We start from the raw sequence: 18814 nt of genomic DNA, 5'->3' as shown, positions 1-18814 counted from the left end.
CCACGGCCGGCGCCAGACACACCGAATACAAGAGGCAGGCATGCTGAGCTTAGGCAAAATCGATCACATCCACATCCGCGTCAAGGACGCTGCGGCGGCGCTGAAATGGTACCAGCGCGTGCTGGGCCTGGTGGCCGACACGCGTTACAAGACCGACGGCGAGCACAATACCGCGATGCTGGCCAATGCCAGCGGCAATGTGCGGCTGGCGATCAGCGAAGATCCCGACGCGGCGCCATCCGGCGCTCAGGGCGCGGTCGCCTTCGTGGTCAGCGGCCAGGAGTTCGTCGAATGGATAGACCAGCTGGCCGGCGAGCGCGTCACCAATCGAGAAGGCCAGAGCATCGCCCGCGATTCGGTGCGCGACCACCGCTTCTTCTGCGCGCTGTCCTTCGTCGACCCGTTCGGCAATCCGTACGAGATCGTCAGCTACGACCACACCTGGCTGGTCGGCAAGCTGAAGCTGGGCGGCCAGTTGGCCGTTTGATCCCCGTTGTTCGAGACACCCGCCGCGAGCGGGTGTTTTTCCATTGGAGCGGGCGCATGACGCATTATCTGATCGACAATCCCTCGCCGGAGGACGTGGCGGCGCTGCCGGGCCTGACGCTGTTGGAGTTCGGCGTCGACTGGTGTCCGCATTGCCAGGGCGCGCAGCCGCTGCTGGCGCAGTTCTTGTCCGCGCACCCGTCTCTGCGCCATCTGGCGGTGGAGGACGGCAAGGGCCGACGGCTGGGGCGGCTGTACGGCGTCAAGCTGTGGCCCAGCTTCGTCCTGCTGCGCGACGGCGTCGAGATCGGTCGCGCGGTGAGGCCGCAGAGTCTGGGCGATCTGGAGGCGCTGCCGGCCGGCGTCTAGCCGGGAGGCAGGCCGGGGCGGCGCGGTCTCAGACCGGCGTTTTGACGCCCAGCCGCCACAGGCTGGTGATTTCGGCCTGACGCGCCGCGCTCAGGCCGTCGGTCTGTTCCACCGCCTTCTTGTGGCTGGGCTTGACGTCCAGCCGGCCCAGCACGACGAGGCCGGCCTGGTCCATCCATTGCAGCAGTTGCTCGCGCGGGCGCAGGCCCAGGTGCTCGGCCAGGTCGGACAGGATCAGCCAGCCTTCGCCGCCGGGCAGCAGGTGTTCGGCCAGGCCGTCCAGATAGCCGCGCAGCATGGCGCTGTCCGGGTCGTAGACCGCGTATTCTATCGCCGAGCTGGGCTTGGCCGGCAGCCAGGGCGGATTGCATATCGCCAGTTGCGTCCGTCCCTCGGGGAACAGATTGGCGCGTTGCAATTCCACCTGGCCATCCAGCTTCAGTCGTTGCAGATTGTCGGCGGCGCAGGCCAGCGCGCGCGCGTCCTGATCGGTGGCGACGACGCGGGCCACGCCGCGCTTGGCCAGTAGCGCCGCCAGCACGCCGCTGCCGGTGCCGATGTCGAAGGCCAGCGCGGTGCCGGGCAGCGGCGCGTCGGCGACTAGATCGACGTATTCGCCGCGTATCGGCGCGAATACGCCGTAATGCGGGTGGATGCGCGCGGCCAGCGCTTTCACTTCCACGCCCTTCTTGCGCCATTCGTGGGCGCCTATCAGGCCCAAGAGCTCGCGCAGCGGCACCAGCGACGCTTCGCCGCCCTCGCCGTAGGCTTCCAGGCAGGCCTGGCTCAGATCGGGCGCGCGCCGCAGCGGGATGATGTAGTCGGCGTCTAGCGGCAGCACCAGCCGCGACAGGATCTGCGCGCGGCGTCCCTGCGCCTGGCGGTGCAGGTGGAACGATTCCAGCGGCGTGGCGCCGGCCTTGGCGCCCTTGCGGTCCACGCGCCGCGCCAGTGCCTGCAGCAGCTGGCGGGCGTTCTGGTAGTCGCCGCGCCACAGCAGGGTGCCGCCTTCGCAGGCCAGCTTGTAGGCGGCGTCGGCCGACAGGCTGTCGTCGGCGATCACGATGCGTTTGGGCGGCGGCAGGCCGGCTTCGGAGCGCCAGCGGGCGCTGCGTTCGGCGCCGGCTTCCTGCCAGTGTGCGGTGGGGTGCGCGTCGGCGCCGGGCTGCGTTGTCTGGGTCATGTCTTGCGGTCGAAAAGGTTGGCCAAAGGCGGGTTCGCGTCAGCGCATGGCCATAGGGGCGACTCGCCGCGAGGCGGCGGCGGGCTTTGGGGTGCGGGACGGCGGGGAAGGGCTGAATGGTAAACGCAATGGGGGCGGCCGTCACCTGGAAAACGCGCCGGACGGACTGGAAGGGCGGGCCGTCCGGCGCGGATTGCGGGCTTATTTCAGCTTGATCCCCCAGTTGTCTTCGACGCAGTGCTGGTAGTTGCCCGCCTGCAGCGCGCTGTACGGCGTCTGGTAGCTGACCAGCTGGCACTGGTAGTCATCGCCCCATTTCCAGTCCTTTTCCCAGTAGATGTTGTAGGCGGCGGAACTGGCCGAGGTGAAGCGCTGCATATTGGCGCAGGACAGCTGTTCGTTGCCGTAGTCCCAGCCCAAATCGTGGGCGAACTGCTTGTAGTAGTCGATGCGGTTCTGCGCCGCCTGCCGCTCGGTGCCGCCGCCGCATTCGCCGTTGATGATCTGGATGGTGGTGGCGAAGTTGTTGCCGGCGCCGGCGGCGATGTCGGCGGCGTTCGGCACCCAGGTGCCGTCGATCACGTGCAGCATCGACGGTTTCGGCGGTTGCGGGTAGACGAAGAAGAAGGTGGCCGAGGCCAGGTTGAGCCAGGTGCTGGCCACCAGGTCCGGATTCTGCAGCAGCACCGACTGGTCGCCGTTGTTCATCGCCTGCGAGAACGGGCCGTAGTTGTAGTTGTACGACAGCTGCTTGGCGCCGCGGCCGTAGTATTTCTTCCAGCTGCCGTCGGCGTTCTTGCCGCAGGTCCACACCTTGTTGAATACCGGATCGTTGCATTCGGTGTTGTAGCCGCAGGCGCTGCCGCTGTCGGTGCATCCCATCTCGCGCAGATAGGCCAGGCCCTGGCGCCATTGCGGCACGGTGTCGCTGGCGTCGTGGTTGCCGGTTTCCTGGGCGAAGTGGGCAAACATCGTCGCCAGGCTGTGGCGACAGATGGCGTCGGCGTCGCGGCCGTCGCTGTAGTCGTCGCAGACGCCGGGGAATTTGGCCACGGCCTGCAGGAAGCGGGTATAGGTGTAGCTGGGGTCGCGGCGCGAGAAATAGTATTCCCACTTGGCCGACGGCAGCAGCCGCTCGACGCGGCGGACATTGACCGGATTGGCGGCGCGGCCGGGCGCGACTTGCTCCACCTGGTCGCTGGGCAGCGTGCGGATCGAAGCCTTGACCTTGCGGAAGAAGTCGTTGTTGGTCAGGTCGGCTTCGTGCTGCAGGGCTTGCTGCAGCGTCGGAATCGGCGGCGCGGCGTCATCCAGCCGGCGCGCGCCGGCGCCGACGTGGGCGATCCACGAACCGCGGGGGTTGGCGCCGGGCGTTTCGCCGCGGGTGGGCCACTTGGCCTGCCAGTCGCGGCCCTGCCATTGCACGACCTGGCCCTTTTGGTAGCCGGCGCCGAGACTCCATGGCGCGGCCAACGCCGGGCCGGCCAGCAGCAATAGGGCGAATGAGGCGAACAGTTTCATATTGGATCCTCGAAGTGGGGCATGCCGAACGGCACGTAATACCACTATGGAACCAATACGAAATATGTCAAATGCAAATGTATTCGATTGGCCTGCTCCGGGCGCATGGCCCGGCAGCGGCTTAGCGTCTGCGGAACGGGCGCGGGGCGCCGCCGCCCGGATTGGCGGTCGGGTGGCGGAAGTTGATGCGGCCCTTGGTCAGGTCGTACGGCGACATTTCCACGGTGACACGGTCGCCGACCAGTACGCGGATGCGGTGCATCTTCATCTTGCCCGAACCGTAGGCAAGGATTTCGATATTGTTGTCCAGCTTCACGCGAAAGCGCGACTCCGGCAACATTTCGACGACAACGCCTTCCAGTTCGATCATGTCTTCCTTGGACATGGATTTCCTTTCTCAATACGGACAATGCAATGCGGCCGGGCGGTCGCGGGCGACAGCCGGGCGGTGCGATGGAGCTTCAATTCGGGACCAAGCAGGCTGGAACGCGGGGCATTCCAAAGGGCAAGGCGAGACGCCAGGCCGGCGGCCGGGCGTCGGAACTCATAGAGGCAACCGTCATTGTAGCGCCAACCGCCGGCGCGGTCAGCTGATTTGTTTGCAAGGCGGCAACGGTGTTCACGCGGCCGGGCTTTCTTGTTGCGCGCAGGCCAGCTGGCCGACCCGCACCAGCGCCGCCAGATAGCGTTCGTCCAGCGGATAGCAGCAGGACAAGCGCAGCGCGTTGCGGTAGCGGCCGCCGGGCGAACTGAGCGGGCCGGGAATCAGGCTGATCTTCTCGGCCATCGCGGCGTGGAACAGCGCCACGCTGTCGCAGTCCTCCGGCAGCTCCAGCCAGATAAGGAAGCCGCCTTGCGGCAGCGTGGCGCGGGTGCCGGCCGGGAAGTGGCGGGCGATCAGGCCGCGCACTTTCTCGACGTGGGCGGCGTAGCGGCGCTTCAGCGTGCGCAGATGGTGGTCGTAGCCGCCGGATTCCAGGAAGACGCCCAGCGTTTCGGCCAGCACGGCCGGCTGCGCCACCGACGAGGCGAATTTCAGCTTGCGCAGCGAGGCGGTGAAGCGGCCGCCTTCCATCCAGCCTATGCGGAAATCCGGCGCCAGCGTCTTGGTGTAGCTGGCGCAGACGATGATCCAGCCGTCGCTGTCGAAAGCCTTCACCGCCGGCGCCAGCGTGTCGGCGAATTGCAGCTCGGCGTAAAGCGCGTCCTCTATCAGCGGCACCTGATGCTGCTTGACCAGCCGGGCCAGCCGTTTCTTGGCTTCCAGCGGCATGCAGCAACCCAGCGGATTGTGCACATTGGGCATCGCCACCAGCGCCTGGATGCGCCGTTCGGCCAGCAGCACCTCCACTGCGTCTATCGACAAGCCGGTCTGCGGATCGGTGGGGATTTCCACCGCCTTCAGCCCCAGGCTGGCCAATAGCGGCAGCAGATTGAAATAGGTCGGCGATTCCAGCCCCACCGCGTCGCCGTGACGGGTGACGGCGCGCAGCGCCAACTGCAGCGCCTCCATGCAGCCGTGGGTCAGGATGATGTTGTCCGGCTGCAGCGTCATGCCCAGGTCCATGCCGCGGCGGGCGATCTGGGTGCGCAGCCGCTCCGAGCCGGGCGGCAGCGCATAGGTGCTGACCATGCCGGGCTGGCGGCGCAGGATCTGTCCCATCAGCCGCGCCAGCTTGTTACCGGGATAGAAGTCGCCGCCGCGCGGGCAGGCCAGCGCCAGATCGATGAAGCCCTCGCTCTGCTGCGCCTGCAGCACGGTGCCTATCAGATCCAGCACCGCGTGCTGGGTCGGCGTGGCCGGTCCGCTCTCGGTGCCGGCCGGCCGCGCCGGCGACGGCAGCCGCGAGCGCACGTAATAGCCCGATTGCGGCCGGGCCTCGATCAGGCCGCGATCCTCCAGCACGCGGTAGGCGCTGACCACGGTGTTCAGGCTGAGCTGGCGGCTGTGCGCGGCGCGGCGCACCGACGGCAGCCGCGAACCCGGCGGCAGCGTGCCGCGGCTGATCGCCAGCGACAGGTCGTCGGCCAGTTGCTGGTAGAGGGTGGGGGCGCTGTTCTGCATGTCTGCCTTGCGGACCGGAGGGGCACAGCTGTGATCATAGCGGATGGTGACAGTTGAAGGAAAGACAAATCTGTAACCAGATCAATAGTGTATTTTTGGTTCTGTATCCATCGGCGTGGCGCGAATAAGATTTTCCGGTGGGCAAGGGCCTGTCGCCGCTTGCCGTTTTCGCAGGAGATCCGCGATGCCAGAATTCGCTTTGCTGTCCTATATCGCCCTGATGTCGATCACGCCGGGGCCCAACAACCTGATGCTGGCTTCGTCCGGCGTCAATTTCGGTTTTCGCCGCACCGTGCCGCACATGCTGGGCATCAGCCTAGGTTGCGCGCTGCAGGTGTTCATCGTGGGGATGCTGCTGGCGCAGATGCTGGGCTGGCTCAGTTCCTGGCGGCCGCCGCTGGCGGTGGCCGGCTGCGTCTACCTGTTGTGGCTGTCGTGGCAGATCGCCCGCGCCGGCCGGCCCGAGGCGCGCGAGCAGGCGCGGCCGCTGAGCTTTGTCGGCGCGGCGCTGTTCCAGTGGCTGAATCCCAAGGCCTGGGTGATGGTGTTGAACGCGTCCATCCTGTTCATGCCGGCCGGCGGCGGCCAGCTGGTCGCCGCCTTGCTGCTGGCGCTGGCCTTCGCCGTGGTCAATCTGCCCTGCATCAGCGTCTGGGCCTGGGGCGGCGAGAAGCTGCGGCGCTGGCTGGCCGCGCCGCGCGCCTTGCTGGCTTACAACCTGACGATGGGCGCGCTGATGGCCGTCACCGCTTTGTGGCTGCTGTGCGACGAGCTGTTGCCGGTACTCGCGGCATGATGTCCGTTTTTGGCAGGGGCTTGTCCATTGATGGCCTTAAATACTGGAGTTGAGAAGCCTAATATCAAGTCCATATTCAACGCCCCAATCAAGGAGAAGCACCATGAAGAAGTCCGCGCTGCTGGTCATCGACGTACAGGAATCGTTCCGCAACCGTCCGTTCTGGACCGAACAGGATCTGCCGGCCTACCAGGCGGCGCAGCAGGCGCTGATCGCCGGCGCCCAGGCGCGCCGCGTGCCGGTGATCAACATCCTGCACGAGCAGGGCGCGGACGGCCCGTTCTCCGCGGCCTCCGGCCTGGTGCGCCCGCTGGACTGGCTGAAGCACACGCCGGACGCCACCTTCGTCAAGCATGTCCATAACGCGCTGACCGATTCCGGCCTGCAAAGCTGGCTGATCAAGCACGGCATCCAGAAGCTGCTGATCTCCGGCATCCGCACCGAACAGTGCTGCGAGACCACCACCCGCGTGGCGTCGGACCTGGGCTACGAGGTGGACTTCGTCACCGAGGCGACGCTGACTTTCCCGATGACGCACGCCGGCAGCGGCGTGACCTACAGCGCCGCCGACATCCGCGCCCGCACCGAGCTGGTGCTGGCCGGCCGCTTCGCCACCATCGTCACCGTGGAGGAGGCGCTGCGGCGGCTGGAGGACTGATCCCGGGCCTATTCCGGCGGCGGGCGCCTTCCGCGCTTGCCGCTGGACGCCCGCATGTCATAAGGTGTCGCCATTCGATTTGTCCAGATGAGGAGCAGTCATGCCGCAACATCGATCAAGCGCCCCGCCCGACGGCATGCCGGCCTACCGGCTGCTGACAGGACCGGATGATTCGGCCTTCTGCAAGCGGGTCAGCGAGGCGCTGGCGCTCGGCTACCGCTTGTACGGTTCGCCGGCGGCCGCCTTCAACGGCGAGCGCGTGATCGTCGCGCAGGCGGTGCTGTGGCCGGGAGCGAACGATGCCGCTGACTGACGTGGCGCAGGCGCTGGCCATCGTGCTGGTCTGGGGCGTGAATTTCGTGGTGATCAAATGGGGCGTGGCCGGCGTGCCGCCGCTGTTGCTGGGCGCCTTGCGCTTCGCGCTGGTGGCGCTGCCGGCGGTGTTCATCGTCAGGCGGCCGGCGCTGCCGTGGCGCTACCTGGCCTGGTACGGGCTGACGGTCGGGGTCGGGCAGTTCGGCTGCTTGTTCTCGGCGATCAAGCTGGGCATGCCTGCCGGCCTCGCCTCGGTGGTGCTGCAGTCCCAGGCCTTCTTCACCTTGCTGCTGGCGCGGCTGGTGCTGGGCGAGCCCTGGCGGCGCAGCCAGCTGGCGGGACTGGTGTTGGCGCTGGGCGGGCTGGCGCTGATCGGCATCGGCAACGGCGGCGACATGACGGCGCTGGGCTTTGGCCTGACCATCGCCGCGGCCACCAGCTGGGCGGCGTCCAATATCGTCGTGCGCGCGATAGGCAAGGCCGGCTTCAAGGTGGAGCCGCTGGGACTGGTGGTGTGGTCCAGCCTGATTCCGCCGCTGCCTTTCCTGCTGCTGTCGTGGTGGCTGGAGGGCGGCGAGCGGATCGTCGGCGCCCTGCGCGGCTTCGACTCGCAGTCGCTGTTCGCCGTCGCCTATCTGGCCTTCGCGGCCACGATGCTCGGCTACGGTCTGTGGAGCAGGCTGCTGGCGCGCCACGCCGCGGCCAAGGTGGCGCCGTTTTCGCTGCTGGTGCCGGTGGTGGGACTGCTGGCTTCGCACTGGCTGCTGAACGAGAGTCTGACGCCGGCGCAGCTGGCCGGCAGCGGCCTGCTGATGGCCGGCCTGGTGGTCACGGTGTTCGGCGGCCGGCTGCTGGCGGCGGTCGCGGATGGCGGGGCCCGCCGTGCGTGACATCTATTTCGTCCTGCCGCCCGGCTTGCTGTTGCTGGACCTGGCCGGTCCGGCCGACGCTTTTCGTCTGGCCGGGGAGCAGGGCGCCGGCTTCCGGTTGCATTACGTCGGCGCGTCGGCCGAGGTGGACACCTCGCTGGGCTTGCCGCTGGGCCGTGTGGGACCGTTGCCGGACGCGTTGCCGGACGGCTCGCTGGTGGTGGTGCCCGGCTCGACGCCGTCGGCCGAGGCCCATGCCCGGCCGGAGGCGCGGCGCATCGTCGCCTGGCTGGCGGCGCGCCGCTCGCAGCCCGGCGTGAGCTGGGTCGGCATTTGCTCGGGCAGCCTGCTGCTGGCCGAGGCCGGCTTGTTCGACGGCCGGAATTGCACCAGCCACCACAGCCTGCTGGAGCGCCTGCGCGCGCTGGCGCCGGCGGCCAGGGTGCTGGAAAACCGCGTCTTCGTCGACGACGGGCCGTGCAGCAGCAGCGCCGGGATCACCGCCGGCGTCGACCTGGCGCTGCACCTGATCGGCGCGCTGGCCGATCCCGGCGTCGCCCGCGCGGTGGCGCGCGAGATGGTGGTGTATTTCCGCCGCTCGTCGCAGGACCCGGAGCTGTCGCCGTGGCTGGCCTGGCGCAACCATCTGCATCCGGCGCTGCACCGCGCCCAGGACCTGATTTGCGCCGATCCGGTGCGCGACTGGCCGCTGGAGGAGCTGGCCGGCAAGGTGCATGTCAGCGCGCGCCATCTGTCGCGGCTGTTCCGCGATCACGCCGGCGTCTCGGCGCACGACTACCATCGCGCGCTGCGGCTGGCGCTGGCCCGTCAATGGCGCGCCGGCGGCCTGGGCAAGGAGAAGGCGGCGCTGGCGGCCGGGTTTTCCTCGGCGCGCCAGATGGACCGCGCCGCCGTCTTGCATGACTGACGGGCAGTTCGATGCCGGGCTTTTCTCAAGTTTCATCGCGACAGGCCGATGTTCGGGTTGACGAGCCCGCTGAATGGTTCATACCATTCGATCAATATCTATCGGTAATCGCCATGAAAACAGCCCGCTGCCTGCCCCGTCTTCTCCCCCTGGTCCTGATGGCCGCCCTGTCGGCCTGCACCACCGCGGCGCCGCCGAGGCCGGCGATGACTCCGATGGCGCCGATGCCGGCGAAGGACGCGGGCATGACGCCGTCCGGCGTCGGCTATGTCGGCTCCGGCGAGGACGGCAGCGTCGGCGAGGGCCAGGAGGTCAGGGTGGTGGTCAAGGAAGTCAGTCCGTTCCAGCCCATCATCGTCCGCGTCACCGGGACCGGCGCCGCGCCGTACACCAACAGCCTGACGCCGTCGCAGCGCAAGCTGCTGGCGATGCGGGCGGCGCGGCTTGACGCCTTTCGCGCGATCGCCGAACAGGTGCAGGGCATGAAGCTGGTCGGCAACAGCTCGGTGTCGAACATGATCGCCAACAACGATAGTTTCCGCACCTATGTGGACGCCTATCTGCGCGGCGTCACCATCGTCTCCACCAGCATGAAGCCGGACGGCACCAGCGAGGCGGTGGCGGAGATCACGCTGGATCAGGAGTTCTACCGCCAGTTCCGCAACACGCTGGACAAGACCGGCAGCGTGATGCAGGCCTCCAAGGATGTGGGCACCTCCGGCGCGCTGTGTCCGGAGGGCAATTGCGGCGCCACCCGCGTGGTGCCGTCGACCGCGCCGGTCATGACGCCGGCGGCCGCGCCGTCGTCGCGCTACAGCAGCAATTTCTACGTGAACCAGTAAATGGGGCGTTTCTCCGCGATTGCCGCCGCGCTTGCGGCGGCATTGGTTTTCAGCGGCCCGGCCGGCGCCGAAGTCCTGAACGCCGAGGGCGTGGCGCCGCTGGACAACGGCGTGGTGGCGGCGCGGGACATGGCGATACGCGATGCCTTGAAGTTGCTGGCGATCCGCAAGGGCGCCCGGATCGAGTCGGCGCAGGTGCTGGAAAACGGCGGTGCCGGCGAATCCGGCACGCTGACCGCCTCCGGTCCGGTGCAAGGCACGGTCAAGGTGCTGAAGGAGTACCGGCAGGGCAGTCTCTACCATGTGCAGATCTCGGTCGATACCGGCAATCCGGCCGCCGAGCCGGCCCGCAGCCGCGATCCGGCCTGCGCGATGCCGCCGGGGCGCTCGCTGAGGCGCAGGCTGGTCACCACCTATTTCAACGTCGATCGCCCGGCCGAGGCGTCCGATCTGAGCAGTCTGGCGACCGGCTTGCCGACCGAGCTGTCGCGCCGGCTGTCGCGCAATCCGATGCTGCTGGTGCGGGACGCCGACACCATCTCGGTGCTGGCCGACAGCCGCGTCTCCGAGCCGTCGGCCGGCCGCGACGTCGCCAGCCAGCTGGGCTTGCGCGAGGGCGTGCAATTCGTTGTGGCCGGACGGGTGCTGTCCACCTCGGTCACCGACAAGAACACTCGCCCGTCGATCTACGAGTCCAACAACACCAGTTTGCAGAGCGCGATCTACAATGGGCCGTTCTCCGGCATGTTCGGCGGCGGCGTCAAGTACGCGCCTACCCGGCGCCAGTTCGACATGGAATTGTGGATCTACGACGGCCTGACCGGCTCGTTGCTGGCCAACGAGCGCGTCAGCGGCGAGGCCAACGGCGAGGTGGTGCCCAAGTTGCCCAAGCCCTTCGCCTCGACCGCCTTCTGGGAAACCGATTATGGCAAGCTGGTGAACCGCCTGATGGATCAGGCCGCGCAGCGCGTCGACGACGTCATTTCCTGCATTCCGTTCTCGGCCCGCGTGGTGCGGCTGGAGGGCAAGCGCGTCTACATCAACGCCGGCCTGCTGGACGGCATGGCGGTCGGCGACAAGCTGCTGCTGTACAAGCGCTCGTCGGGCCAGCCGGTGCGGGACCTGATCACCAGCCTGGACCTGGGGGTGCCGGAAAGCCTGAACGGCGACATCTCGCTGGTCCAGGTGCAGCCGAACTTCTCGATAGCCGTCGTGCAGAGCAATCGGCAGCCGGTGCGCGAGGGCGACTACGTCCGCTTCGTGCCCAACAGCCGTTGAGGCGCCGGGCGTCTCAGCCGAAGGCCTGGCAGACGTCCACCCATTCGCCGGCGGTGACCTCCCCCAGCTGCGCCGGGCTGATGCGCACCGCGCTGTGCACCGCGCCGGCGGCCGGCAGCACTTCGTCGAAAGTCCGGATGGACTGGTCCAGATAGACCGGCAGTTCGCGCGCCAGACCGAAGGGGCAGACGCCGCCGACCGGATGGCCGGTGATCGCCTCGACCTCCTCGGGCGGCAGCATCTTGCCCTTGCCGAAAGCATCCTTGAACTTGCGGTTGTCGATGCGGGCGTCGCCGCGCGCCACCAGGATCACGTCGCGGCCGTCGGCTAGACGAAAGGCCAGCGTCTTGGCGATGCGCCCCGGTTCGACGCCGTGGGCGGCCGCGGCCTCCGCGACGGTGGCGGTGCTGACGTCCAGTTCGATGATGGCGATCTCCAGCCGGCGGCTGGCGAAGAACTGGCGGACCGATTCCAGGCTCATGGTCGTCTTTCGCGAGTGGGGAGCCTCCATTATTCCCGATGCGAACCAAGGGCGCCAGATCGAAGGCCGGGTCCTGAGCGGGGCTAGGATTGCTCCGAAGAGTCGAAAGGGCCGGCAGGCCGGAGGCGCGGCTCGGTGACGATAAGCGTCCCGTAGAGCGCGTGCCGGTCCATTTCACGCCGGCGCCGGGACCATAGGCGAGGAGCGTGGTCGATTCGCACAAATCGTCACGCCCGGTCGAGGAAAGCATTGTCAGCCGCGAATCCGCCGCCCGCGCCATCGCGCGAAGAGCGGCTTCGACGCCGTGGCCCCGCAGCCGCTCTGCCATACTCTTCTAGGGGCGAGGTCATGGTTTCATTAGCAAGCAAGCCGGTCTTCCTGCATGCCGGCGATTCGCATTCCGATCACGATGTCCGGGTGGCCGGGCTGGATATCGAGGCTTTGCGCGCGGCGCTTTTTCCGTCCGGGGACGGTGAGGCGCTGACGCTGAACCTGTTCGACGACCAGGTGCTGCGCCTGAGGACGACGTTGATCGAGCCGGTGGGGGACGATGGCGTGGTGTGGCGCGGCGCGCTGCCGGGCATGCCCGGCGTGCGCGGCTATTTGTCGGCCATCGGCCTGGGACGGTCGGGCGACGCCGCGCCGATGGTCGCCGGCTGGGTGATGTCGAACGGACGCCATTACGCGATCGGCCCGGCGGCCGACGGCAAGGTGCGCATCGCGCGCGTCCGCAAGCCGCTGGCCCGCTGCGGCGACCCGTTGTATCGGGACGAGGGGCCCGGCGCGGCGGCGCCGCATCCGGATATCGAGTTGGCCGACCAGGCGCCCGAGACCGCGGTGATCCGCATCCTGGCCTTGTACCCGACAGGCATCGAAGTCGGGGAAGCGCGGGGCGCGGCGGCCGTCGAGGCGGTGATGGCGGTGGCCAGGGCGCAGACCAACGAGGCCTTCCACCACAGCGGGATCGATGCGCGCGTCGAAATCGTCGTGCGGGAATTGCCGGCATTGCCGCGGGTGGAGCCGGAGGCGCTGCTGACGGCGGTCAGCGGCACGCCGAACAGCGCGCTGTGGAAGGCGGTATCCGAGGCGCGGGACCAGGCCAGGGCATCGGTGGTCGCGCTGTTGACCGATCAGATCAAGCTGGACAGAAATCTGGGCTATGTGGCGGGCAAGGCGGCCAATATTCCCGAGCCGCCGCGGCTCGATGCATCGGATTTGAGGCATGCGAGCTTCGCGATGGTCGTCGGGGAGAGCGACAGCGCCTACACCTTCGCCCATGAGTTCGGGCATTTGCTGGGCGGCAAGCATGACAGGCTGACCCAGCCGGTGCGCGGGCCGCTGGATCCTCAATACGATTATGTGCGGGGCTATGTGCCGGCCGATAAATCGTTTGTCACCATCATGGGCTACGAGCAGGGGCTGTTTTCCTATGTGCCGGCCTATTCCGCGGCGGACCGCAGCTGGAACGGCAAGGCATTGGGCGTTCCGATCGGCCAGCCCGACGCGGCCGACGCGGCGCGTTTCTTCCGGCTCAGCACGCGGGTCGTCGCGCGCTACCGGGGAGAGGCCGCGCCGGCCGATGAACTGCTCGCGCTGGTTTTGTCCATCCATCCGCGAATAGCCGGTGTGATCATGCCCGGGACGCTCGGCCCGTATCAGAAAGGCAGCGTGGTCAGGCTGGCCGCCGCGCCGCGCGTCGGTTACCGCTTTTCCCGCTGGTTACTGGACGGCGAGAACGCCGGCGCCGCCCCGGAGATCATGATCACGATGGACAAGGCGCATGCGCTGCAGGCGGAGTTCGTCGATGGCGACCAGTGGTGCGAGCTGGAGACGGCGCTGTTGCCGGCGGAGGCGGGGGGGCGGATCCGGCTGACGCCGCCCGGACCGGCGTATCCGCCCGGAAGCGACGTCCGGGCGACGCTGAGTCCGCTGGCGCCCGGCCTGGCGCTGGACCGCTGGGAGTTGGATGGACAGGCGGTCGGCGACGCGTCCTCCGTCTACTTGTGCATGGAGCGGCGCCATCGCCTCGAAGCCCGGCTGAAGGATACCCGGACCCTGGAGAAGGACACGGCGATCGACATGCTGGAGGCCAATGGCAGCCAGACGCTGGCGGTGCGCGTGTTCGACAAGGAAAGCCTGAAGCTGTTGCCTGACCAATGGATCACGTTCACCTTGCTCGAGGCCCCGGGGGGAACCACGCTGGAAGGCGGTTCCCAGGTCAGGAGCAATGCCGACGGGTATGCGCAAATCACGCTGCGGACCGGCCCCGAGGCGGGCGCGGTCAAGGTCGGCGCGAGCTTGCCGGCATCGACCGTCGCCGTTCGCTTCGACATGACGATAGCCAGGCGTTTCATCGCCATCGTCGGCGGAAATGATCAGCATCTGTTCAACGGGGAGGCGCCGCTTCCCCTGACGGTCCAGGTGCGCGATCTGGGCAAGCCGGCGGGCGAGGGGGTAAAGGTCGATTTCGCGATTGAAGACGGCAAGACCGGCTTGGGGCTGCCCGCCGGGCAATCGCTGAGCAACGTCGGCGGAGAGGCCAGCCTCCGTTTGACCGGCGAGGCCCGCAACGCCGGGGTGGCCACCGTCTCGGCGAGCGCCGCCGGGGCGTCCAAGGCTGCCCGGTTCACGATCCGGGTGGTGGGGGAGAGGGTTCTGCAATTGTCTGACAATCAGTTGATTCTGAAGGTCGGAGAGCCTGTCCAGCTGCGGGCGGCTGTCATCGACGACAATCGCCCGGCCGAGAAGGTGACGGTCCATTTCGCGCTGGAGCCGGGTGGCACCGGCCTGCGGCTGCAAGCCGAGAGCGGCGTCAGCGACGCGCATGGCAGGGTCCCGGTCCCGATGAGCCCGGCGACGGCGAGCGGGGAGGCCAGGCTCGCCATACGCGCGGCGCATGCGAAGATCGAGCCGATACTGCAAACCTGCGTCCTGCAGGTCAAGTCGCAGCGGCTGGAGGCGGTAAGCGGCGATCGGCAGCATCTGTTCGGCGGCGACGCGCCGGCGCCGTTGCGGGTCCGGGTGCATGAGTTCGGCAAGCCGGCGGCGGGCGTCAAGGTCGATTTTGCGATAAGGGCGGCTCAGACCGGCTTGGGATTGTCCGTCTCGCAAAGCGTCAGCGACGAAAAGGGGGAGGCCGGCGTCCAGTTGAACGGCGCGATCCGGCATCCGGGCGAGGCCGTCGTCACCGCCAGCACGGCGGCGGCGTTCGAGCCGGTTCGCTTCGCGATCCGGGCGGTGGCGGAGAGAAATCTGCAACTGACGCAGGATCATCTGACGTTGAAGATCGGAGACGCTGTCCGGGTGAGGGCGCATGTCATCGACGATGGCGCGCTGACCGGGAACGTCCCGGTGCATTTCACGCTGGAAGCGGGCGGCACCGGCATCAAGCTGCAAGCCGAGAGCCGCTCGGGCGATATCGGCGGCGTCCTGGTTCCGCTGACGCCGGCGACGGCGGTCGGGGAGGCTTGGCTGACGGTGCATGCGGCGCATGCGAAGATCGAGCCGATACTGCAGACCTGCCGGATCACTGTCGAGCCGTAGCGTCTTCATTGGCCGGGCAAACGGCGAAGCCCCGCGGCGCGGGGCTTTTTCGCGATGGCGTGGATCATCTCGCCGATTTGCTGGGTGGCCTTGGTGGTGCGTTCCGCCAGTTTGCGCACCTCGTAGGCCACCACGGCGAAGCCGCGGCCGGCCTCGCCGGCCCGCGCCGCCTCTATCGCCGCGTTCAGCGCCAATAGATTGGTCTGGTCGGCGATGTCCTTGATCACGCCGATGATCTGGCCAAACATTTGCATCCTCGCTTGGGTGTGCTCGCGGCTTTGCCGCTGCCGCGGGTGTTGGCCTGACCGGGCGATGCCGAGGTGTTGCTTAGCTTTTCATTAATTGTGAATAAAGTAATGGCTTTTTTTGTAAAGACAAGCTGCGCCAGTACGACTTTGATGAAATTTTTGTTATGTCGCCGGGCGATTTCCGATGGCTCGCCTCGCTCAGTCCGATAGCGGCAGCTGCAAGGTCTCCTTGACCTCCTCCATCACCACATAGCTTTTCGACTCCTTGGCCGACGGCAGTTGCAGCAGGATGTCGCCCAGCAGCTTGCGGTACATCGACATGTCGGCGATGCGCGCCTTGATCAGATAGTCGAAGTCGCCGGACACCAGATGGCATTCCAGGATTTCCGGGATGCTCATGATTTCGCGGCGGAAGGCGTCGAAGATATTGCCGGACTTGGCTTCCAGCTTGATCTCGACGAAGACCAGCAGCGCGCCGCCCAGCGCCTGCGGATTCAGCCGGGCGTAATAGCCTTCGATGATGCCGTCGCGCTCCATCCGGCGTACCCGCTCGGTGCACGGGGTGGTGGACAGGCCGACTTTTTCGGCCAGTTCGGTCATCGCGATGCGGGCGTTTTTCTGCAGGATGCGCAGGATCTTGCGATCCATCTTGTCCAGCGCTTTTCCGGTGGTGGTGATTGTCTTCATGTTTTCACTGTCTTGGTAATAAATTTATTGGATCAATCTTTTGATTCTCGTCAATTTCAGTGAAAAAAACCATAGATCAATGAATATACTGGCGGAATTCACTAGCTGTAGCGACAAGGCTACCAACGGAGACGGAATCATGAAGGTAATCGTGCTGGGTGGCGGCGTTCTGGGCGTGTCCACCGCGTGGTATCTGGCCAAGGCGGGCTGCCAGGTGACGGTGCTGGAACGTCAGGACGGCGTGGCGCTGGAAACCAGTTTCGGCAACGCCGGCCAGATCTCGCCGGGCTACTCGGCGCCGTGGGCCGCGCCCGGCATTCCGTTGAAAGGGCTGAAGTGGATGTTCCAGCGCCACGCGCCGCTGGCCATCACGCCGGACGGCAGCCTGTACCAGCTGCAGTGGATCGCCAAAATGCTGGCCAACTGCAACGAGAAGGCCTATGCCGTCAATAAGGGCCGCATGATGCGACTGGCCGAATACAGCCGCGACAAGATCAAGGAGTTGCGCGCCGAGACCGGCCTTGAATATGAGGGCCGCCAGGGCGGCACGCTGCAGTTGCTGCGCAGCCAGGCCCAGGTGGAGGGCATGGCCAAGGACATCGCCGTGCTGCGCGAGTGCGGCGTCGATTTCAATGTGCTGGACCCGGACGGCTGCGCCCGCGTCGAGCCGGCGCTGGCCGCGGTCAAGCACAAGCTGGCCGGCGGCCTGCAGCTGCCCAATGATGAAACCGGCGACTGCAATCTGTTCACCAGCCGCCTGGCCGAGCTGGCGCGCGCGAAGGGCGTCGAATTCCGCTTCGGCGTCAGCGTCGACGCGATAGAAAGCGACGGCAAGCGCGTCACCGGCGTCCGCGTCGGCGACGAAACGCTGCGCGCCGACCACTATGTGGTGGCGATGGGCAGCTACTCGCGCGATCTGCTGAAGACGCTGGGCGTGGACATCCCGGTCTACCCGGTCAAGGGCTACTCGCTGACGGTGCCGATCACCAACCCGGCCGGCGCGCCGACCTCGACGATTCTGGACGAGACCTACAAGGTGGCGATCACCCGTTTCGACGACCGCATCCGCGTAGGCGGCATGGCCGAGCTGTCCGGCTACAATCTGGGCTTGAACCCGCGCCGTCGCGAAACGCTGGAAATGGTGGTCGGCGATCTGTACCCGAACGGCGGCGACATTCCGGCGGCCTCGTTCTGGACCGGCCTGCGCCCGATGACGCCGGACGGCACCCCCATCGTCGGCGGCACCCGCTTCGCCAATCTGTCGCTGAACACCGGCCACGGCACACTGGGCTGGACCATGTGCGCCGGCTCCGGCAAGGTGCTGGCCGACCTGATCACCGGCGTCAAGCCGGAAATCAGCGTCGACGGCTTGTCGATGCAGCGCTACGCCAAACAAGGCGAAACCCTGGTGGTGCCGGTGATCCGCCCGGCGGTGCAAGGGGCCTGAAGCATGCGTCCGTTGATCGCGACGATACGGCTGGATCATCTGCGCCACAACTATCAGCTGGCGCGCGCCGCCCACGGCGACAAGACGCTGGCGGTGCTGAAGGCCAACGGCTACGGCCACGGCGCGGCGCGCTGCGGGCTGGCGTTGGCCGACATCGCCGACGGTTTCGCCGTCGCCTGCCTGGAGGAGGCGCTGGAGCTGCGCGCCGCCGGCATCGCCAAGCCCATCCTGTTGCTGGAGGGCGTGTTCGAGGCCGAGGAGCTGGAGGCGGTGGACCAGCACGGCCTGTGGATGGCCGTGGCCAGCGAGGAACAGCTGCGCATGGTGGAGCGGGCGAATCCGTCCCGCCCGTTCAATGTCTGGCTGATGCTGGATTCCGGCATGCACCGCGAGGGCTTTCTGCCGGAAAACTACCATGCGGCCTGGCACAGGCTGGAGGCCAGCGGCAAGGTGGGCAGCATCACCAAGATGACCCATTTCGCCCGCGCCGACGAGCCTGAGGTCCCGATGACCTTCGCCCAGCTGGAGACTTTCGACGCCGCGGTGAAGGGCCTGCCGGCCGGCGACGAGTCGGTCGCCAACTCGGCCGGCATCCTGTGCCATCCGCGCGCGCAGCGCAACTGGGGCCGCGTCGGCATCGCGCTGTACGGCGTGACGCCGCTGCCGGCCGGTTGCGGGCAGGGCGAGGCGCTGCGTCCGGTGATGCGTTTTTCCAGCAAGGTGTTCGGCGTGCGCGAGCTGGCCGCCGGCGAGCCGATAGGCTACGGCGACAACTTCGTCACCGAGCGCCCGACCCGGGTCGGCCTGGTGGCCTGCGGCTATGCCGACGGCTATCCGCGCCGCGCGTCCACCGGCAGTCCGGTGCTGATCGATGGCCATCGCTCGCGCTTGATCGGCCGGGTGTCGATGGACATGCTGACGGTGGACCTGACCGACCTGCCCCAGGCCGGCGTCGGCAGCGAGGTGGAGCTGTGGGGCGAGGCGGTATCGGTCAACGAGGTGGCGGCGCATGCCGGCACCATAGGCTACGAACTGCTGTGCAACGTCAAGCGCGCGCATTTCCACTACCGCTGAGCGCGGGTTCGCGCGGCTAAGTAC

The 18814-nt window shown here is 67.4% G+C and carries 18 protein-coding genes and 1 pseudogene; 12 read left to right on the top strand and 7 right to left on the bottom strand.

Annotation, left to right across the window (positions count from 1 at the left end):
- The first annotated feature begins 40 nt into the window (after window positions 1-40).
- Window positions 41-487 carry a VOC family protein gene (locus tag CXB49_RS12910; RefSeq protein WP_101708777.1) on the top strand — a complete coding sequence of 149 codons (447 nt, stop codon included), beginning with the start codon at window positions 41-43 and terminating at the stop codon, window positions 485-487.
- Window positions 488-543: 56 nt separating this feature from the next.
- Window positions 544-855 (top strand): thioredoxin family protein, encoded by a 312-nt coding sequence (locus CXB49_RS12905; RefSeq protein ID WP_101708776.1) that lies wholly within the window; start codon window positions 544-546, stop codon window positions 853-855.
- A 28-nt stretch (window positions 856-883) separates the two neighbouring features.
- On the opposite strand, the gene CXB49_RS12900 is transcribed toward CXB49_RS12905, so the two are convergent.
- The 4 genes from CXB49_RS12900 to CXB49_RS12885 all read right to left on the bottom strand — a co-directional run bounded on the left by CXB49_RS12900 (window position 884) and on the right by CXB49_RS12885 (window position 5624).
- Window positions 884-2038 carry a class I SAM-dependent methyltransferase gene (locus tag CXB49_RS12900; RefSeq protein ID WP_101708775.1) on the bottom strand — a complete coding sequence of 385 codons (1155 nt, stop codon included), beginning with the start codon at window positions 2036-2038 and terminating at the stop codon, window positions 884-886.
- 201 nt (window positions 2039-2239) lie between these two features.
- Window positions 2240-3559, bottom strand: a complete 1320-nt coding sequence (locus CXB49_RS12895; protein ID WP_101708774.1) for a glycoside hydrolase family 19 protein — start codon at window positions 3557-3559, stop codon at window positions 2240-2242.
- A gap of 121 nt (window positions 3560-3680) precedes the next feature.
- Window positions 3681-3944: a translation initiation factor IF-1 gene (infA, locus tag CXB49_RS12890; RefSeq protein ID WP_101708773.1), complete on the bottom strand. Its 264-nt coding sequence runs from the start codon at window positions 3942-3944 to the stop codon at window positions 3681-3683.
- A 234-nt stretch (window positions 3945-4178) separates the two neighbouring features.
- A complete protein-coding gene (locus tag CXB49_RS12885; protein ID WP_101708772.1) occupies window positions 4179-5624 on the bottom strand; it encodes a PLP-dependent aminotransferase family protein in 1446 nt (481 codons plus the stop codon).
- 184 nt (window positions 5625-5808) lie between these two features.
- On the opposite strand from CXB49_RS12885, the gene CXB49_RS12880 reads away from it, so the two are divergent.
- From CXB49_RS12880 to CXB49_RS12850, 7 genes are all read left to right on the top strand, one after another.
- On the top strand, window positions 5809-6420 hold the full coding sequence (locus tag CXB49_RS12880; protein ID WP_101708771.1) for a LysE family translocator: 612 nt from the start codon (window positions 5809-5811) through the stop codon (window positions 6418-6420).
- Window positions 6421-6523: 103 nt separating this feature from the next.
- Complete coding sequence (locus CXB49_RS12875) at window positions 6524-7078, top strand: isochorismatase family protein (RefSeq protein ID WP_101708770.1); 555 nt, start codon at window positions 6524-6526, stop codon at window positions 7076-7078.
- A 100-nt stretch (window positions 7079-7178) separates the two neighbouring features.
- A complete protein-coding gene (locus CXB49_RS12870) occupies window positions 7179-7391 on the top strand; it encodes a DUF1737 domain-containing protein (protein WP_101708769.1) in 213 nt (70 codons plus the stop codon).
- Entirely contained in the window at window positions 7378-8283 is a 906-nt protein-coding gene (locus CXB49_RS12865) for an EamA family transporter (protein WP_101708768.1), read from the top strand. The genes CXB49_RS12870 and CXB49_RS12865 overlap by 14 nt, the downstream gene beginning before the upstream one ends.
- Window positions 8276-9190: a GlxA family transcriptional regulator gene (locus CXB49_RS12860; protein ID WP_101710705.1), complete on the top strand. Its 915-nt coding sequence runs from the start codon at window positions 8276-8278 to the stop codon at window positions 9188-9190. Before CXB49_RS12865 ends, CXB49_RS12860 begins: the two co-directional genes overlap by 8 nt.
- Window positions 9191-9303: 113 nt before the next feature.
- Window positions 9304-10032: an LPP20 family lipoprotein gene (locus CXB49_RS12855; RefSeq protein WP_101708767.1), complete on the top strand. Its 729-nt coding sequence runs from the start codon at window positions 9304-9306 to the stop codon at window positions 10030-10032.
- Window positions 10033-11310 (top strand): flagellar assembly protein T N-terminal domain-containing protein, encoded by a 1278-nt coding sequence (locus CXB49_RS12850; protein WP_101708766.1) that lies wholly within the window; start codon window positions 10033-10035, stop codon window positions 11308-11310. It begins immediately after the preceding gene.
- A 13-nt stretch (window positions 11311-11323) separates the two neighbouring features.
- On the opposite strand, the gene CXB49_RS12845 is transcribed toward CXB49_RS12850, so the two are convergent.
- Window positions 11324-11791 carry a YbaK/EbsC family protein gene (locus CXB49_RS12845; RefSeq protein WP_101708765.1) on the bottom strand — a complete coding sequence of 156 codons (468 nt, stop codon included), beginning with the start codon at window positions 11789-11791 and terminating at the stop codon, window positions 11324-11326.
- 417 nt (window positions 11792-12208) lie between these two features.
- Between CXB49_RS12845 and CXB49_RS12840 the strand changes: the two genes are divergently transcribed.
- The gene (locus CXB49_RS12840; protein WP_158300820.1) at window positions 12209-15334 is read left to right on the top strand and encodes a M12 family metallo-peptidase; all 3126 of its coding nucleotides are present in this window, start codon (window positions 12209-12211) and stop codon (window positions 15332-15334) included.
- 53 nt (window positions 15335-15387) lie between these two features.
- Here CXB49_RS12840 and CXB49_RS12835 read toward each other — a convergent pair.
- Both CXB49_RS12835 and CXB49_RS12830 read right to left on the bottom strand, forming a co-directional pair.
- Window positions 15388-15588: pseudogene (locus CXB49_RS12835) on the bottom strand (methyl-accepting chemotaxis protein); the annotation flags it as partial.
- Between the two features lie 192 nt (window positions 15589-15780).
- Window positions 15781-16269 carry a winged helix-turn-helix transcriptional regulator gene (locus tag CXB49_RS12830; RefSeq protein ID WP_101708763.1) on the bottom strand — a complete coding sequence of 163 codons (489 nt, stop codon included), beginning with the start codon at window positions 16267-16269 and terminating at the stop codon, window positions 15781-15783.
- Window positions 16270-16291: 22 nt separating this feature from the next.
- On the opposite strand from CXB49_RS12830, the gene CXB49_RS12825 reads away from it, so the two are divergent.
- Both CXB49_RS12825 and alr read left to right on the top strand, forming a co-directional pair.
- Window positions 16292-17716 carry a D-amino acid dehydrogenase gene (locus tag CXB49_RS12825; RefSeq protein ID WP_369826579.1) on the top strand — a complete coding sequence of 475 codons (1425 nt, stop codon included), beginning with the start codon at window positions 16292-16294 and terminating at the stop codon, window positions 17714-17716.
- 3 nt (window positions 17717-17719) lie between these two features.
- Window positions 17720-18790: an alanine racemase gene (gene alr / locus CXB49_RS12820; protein ID WP_101708761.1), complete on the top strand. Its 1071-nt coding sequence runs from the start codon at window positions 17720-17722 to the stop codon at window positions 18788-18790.
- The last annotated feature ends 24 nt before the right edge of the window (window positions 18791-18814 follow it).

It is taken from the genome of Chromobacterium sp. ATCC 53434 (genome assembly GCF_002848345.1).
GTDB lineage: Bacteria > Pseudomonadota > Gammaproteobacteria > Burkholderiales > Chromobacteriaceae > Chromobacterium.
Note: the sequence above shows the minus strand (reverse complement) of the source record. Positions and strands in the feature narration are given on the sequence as shown.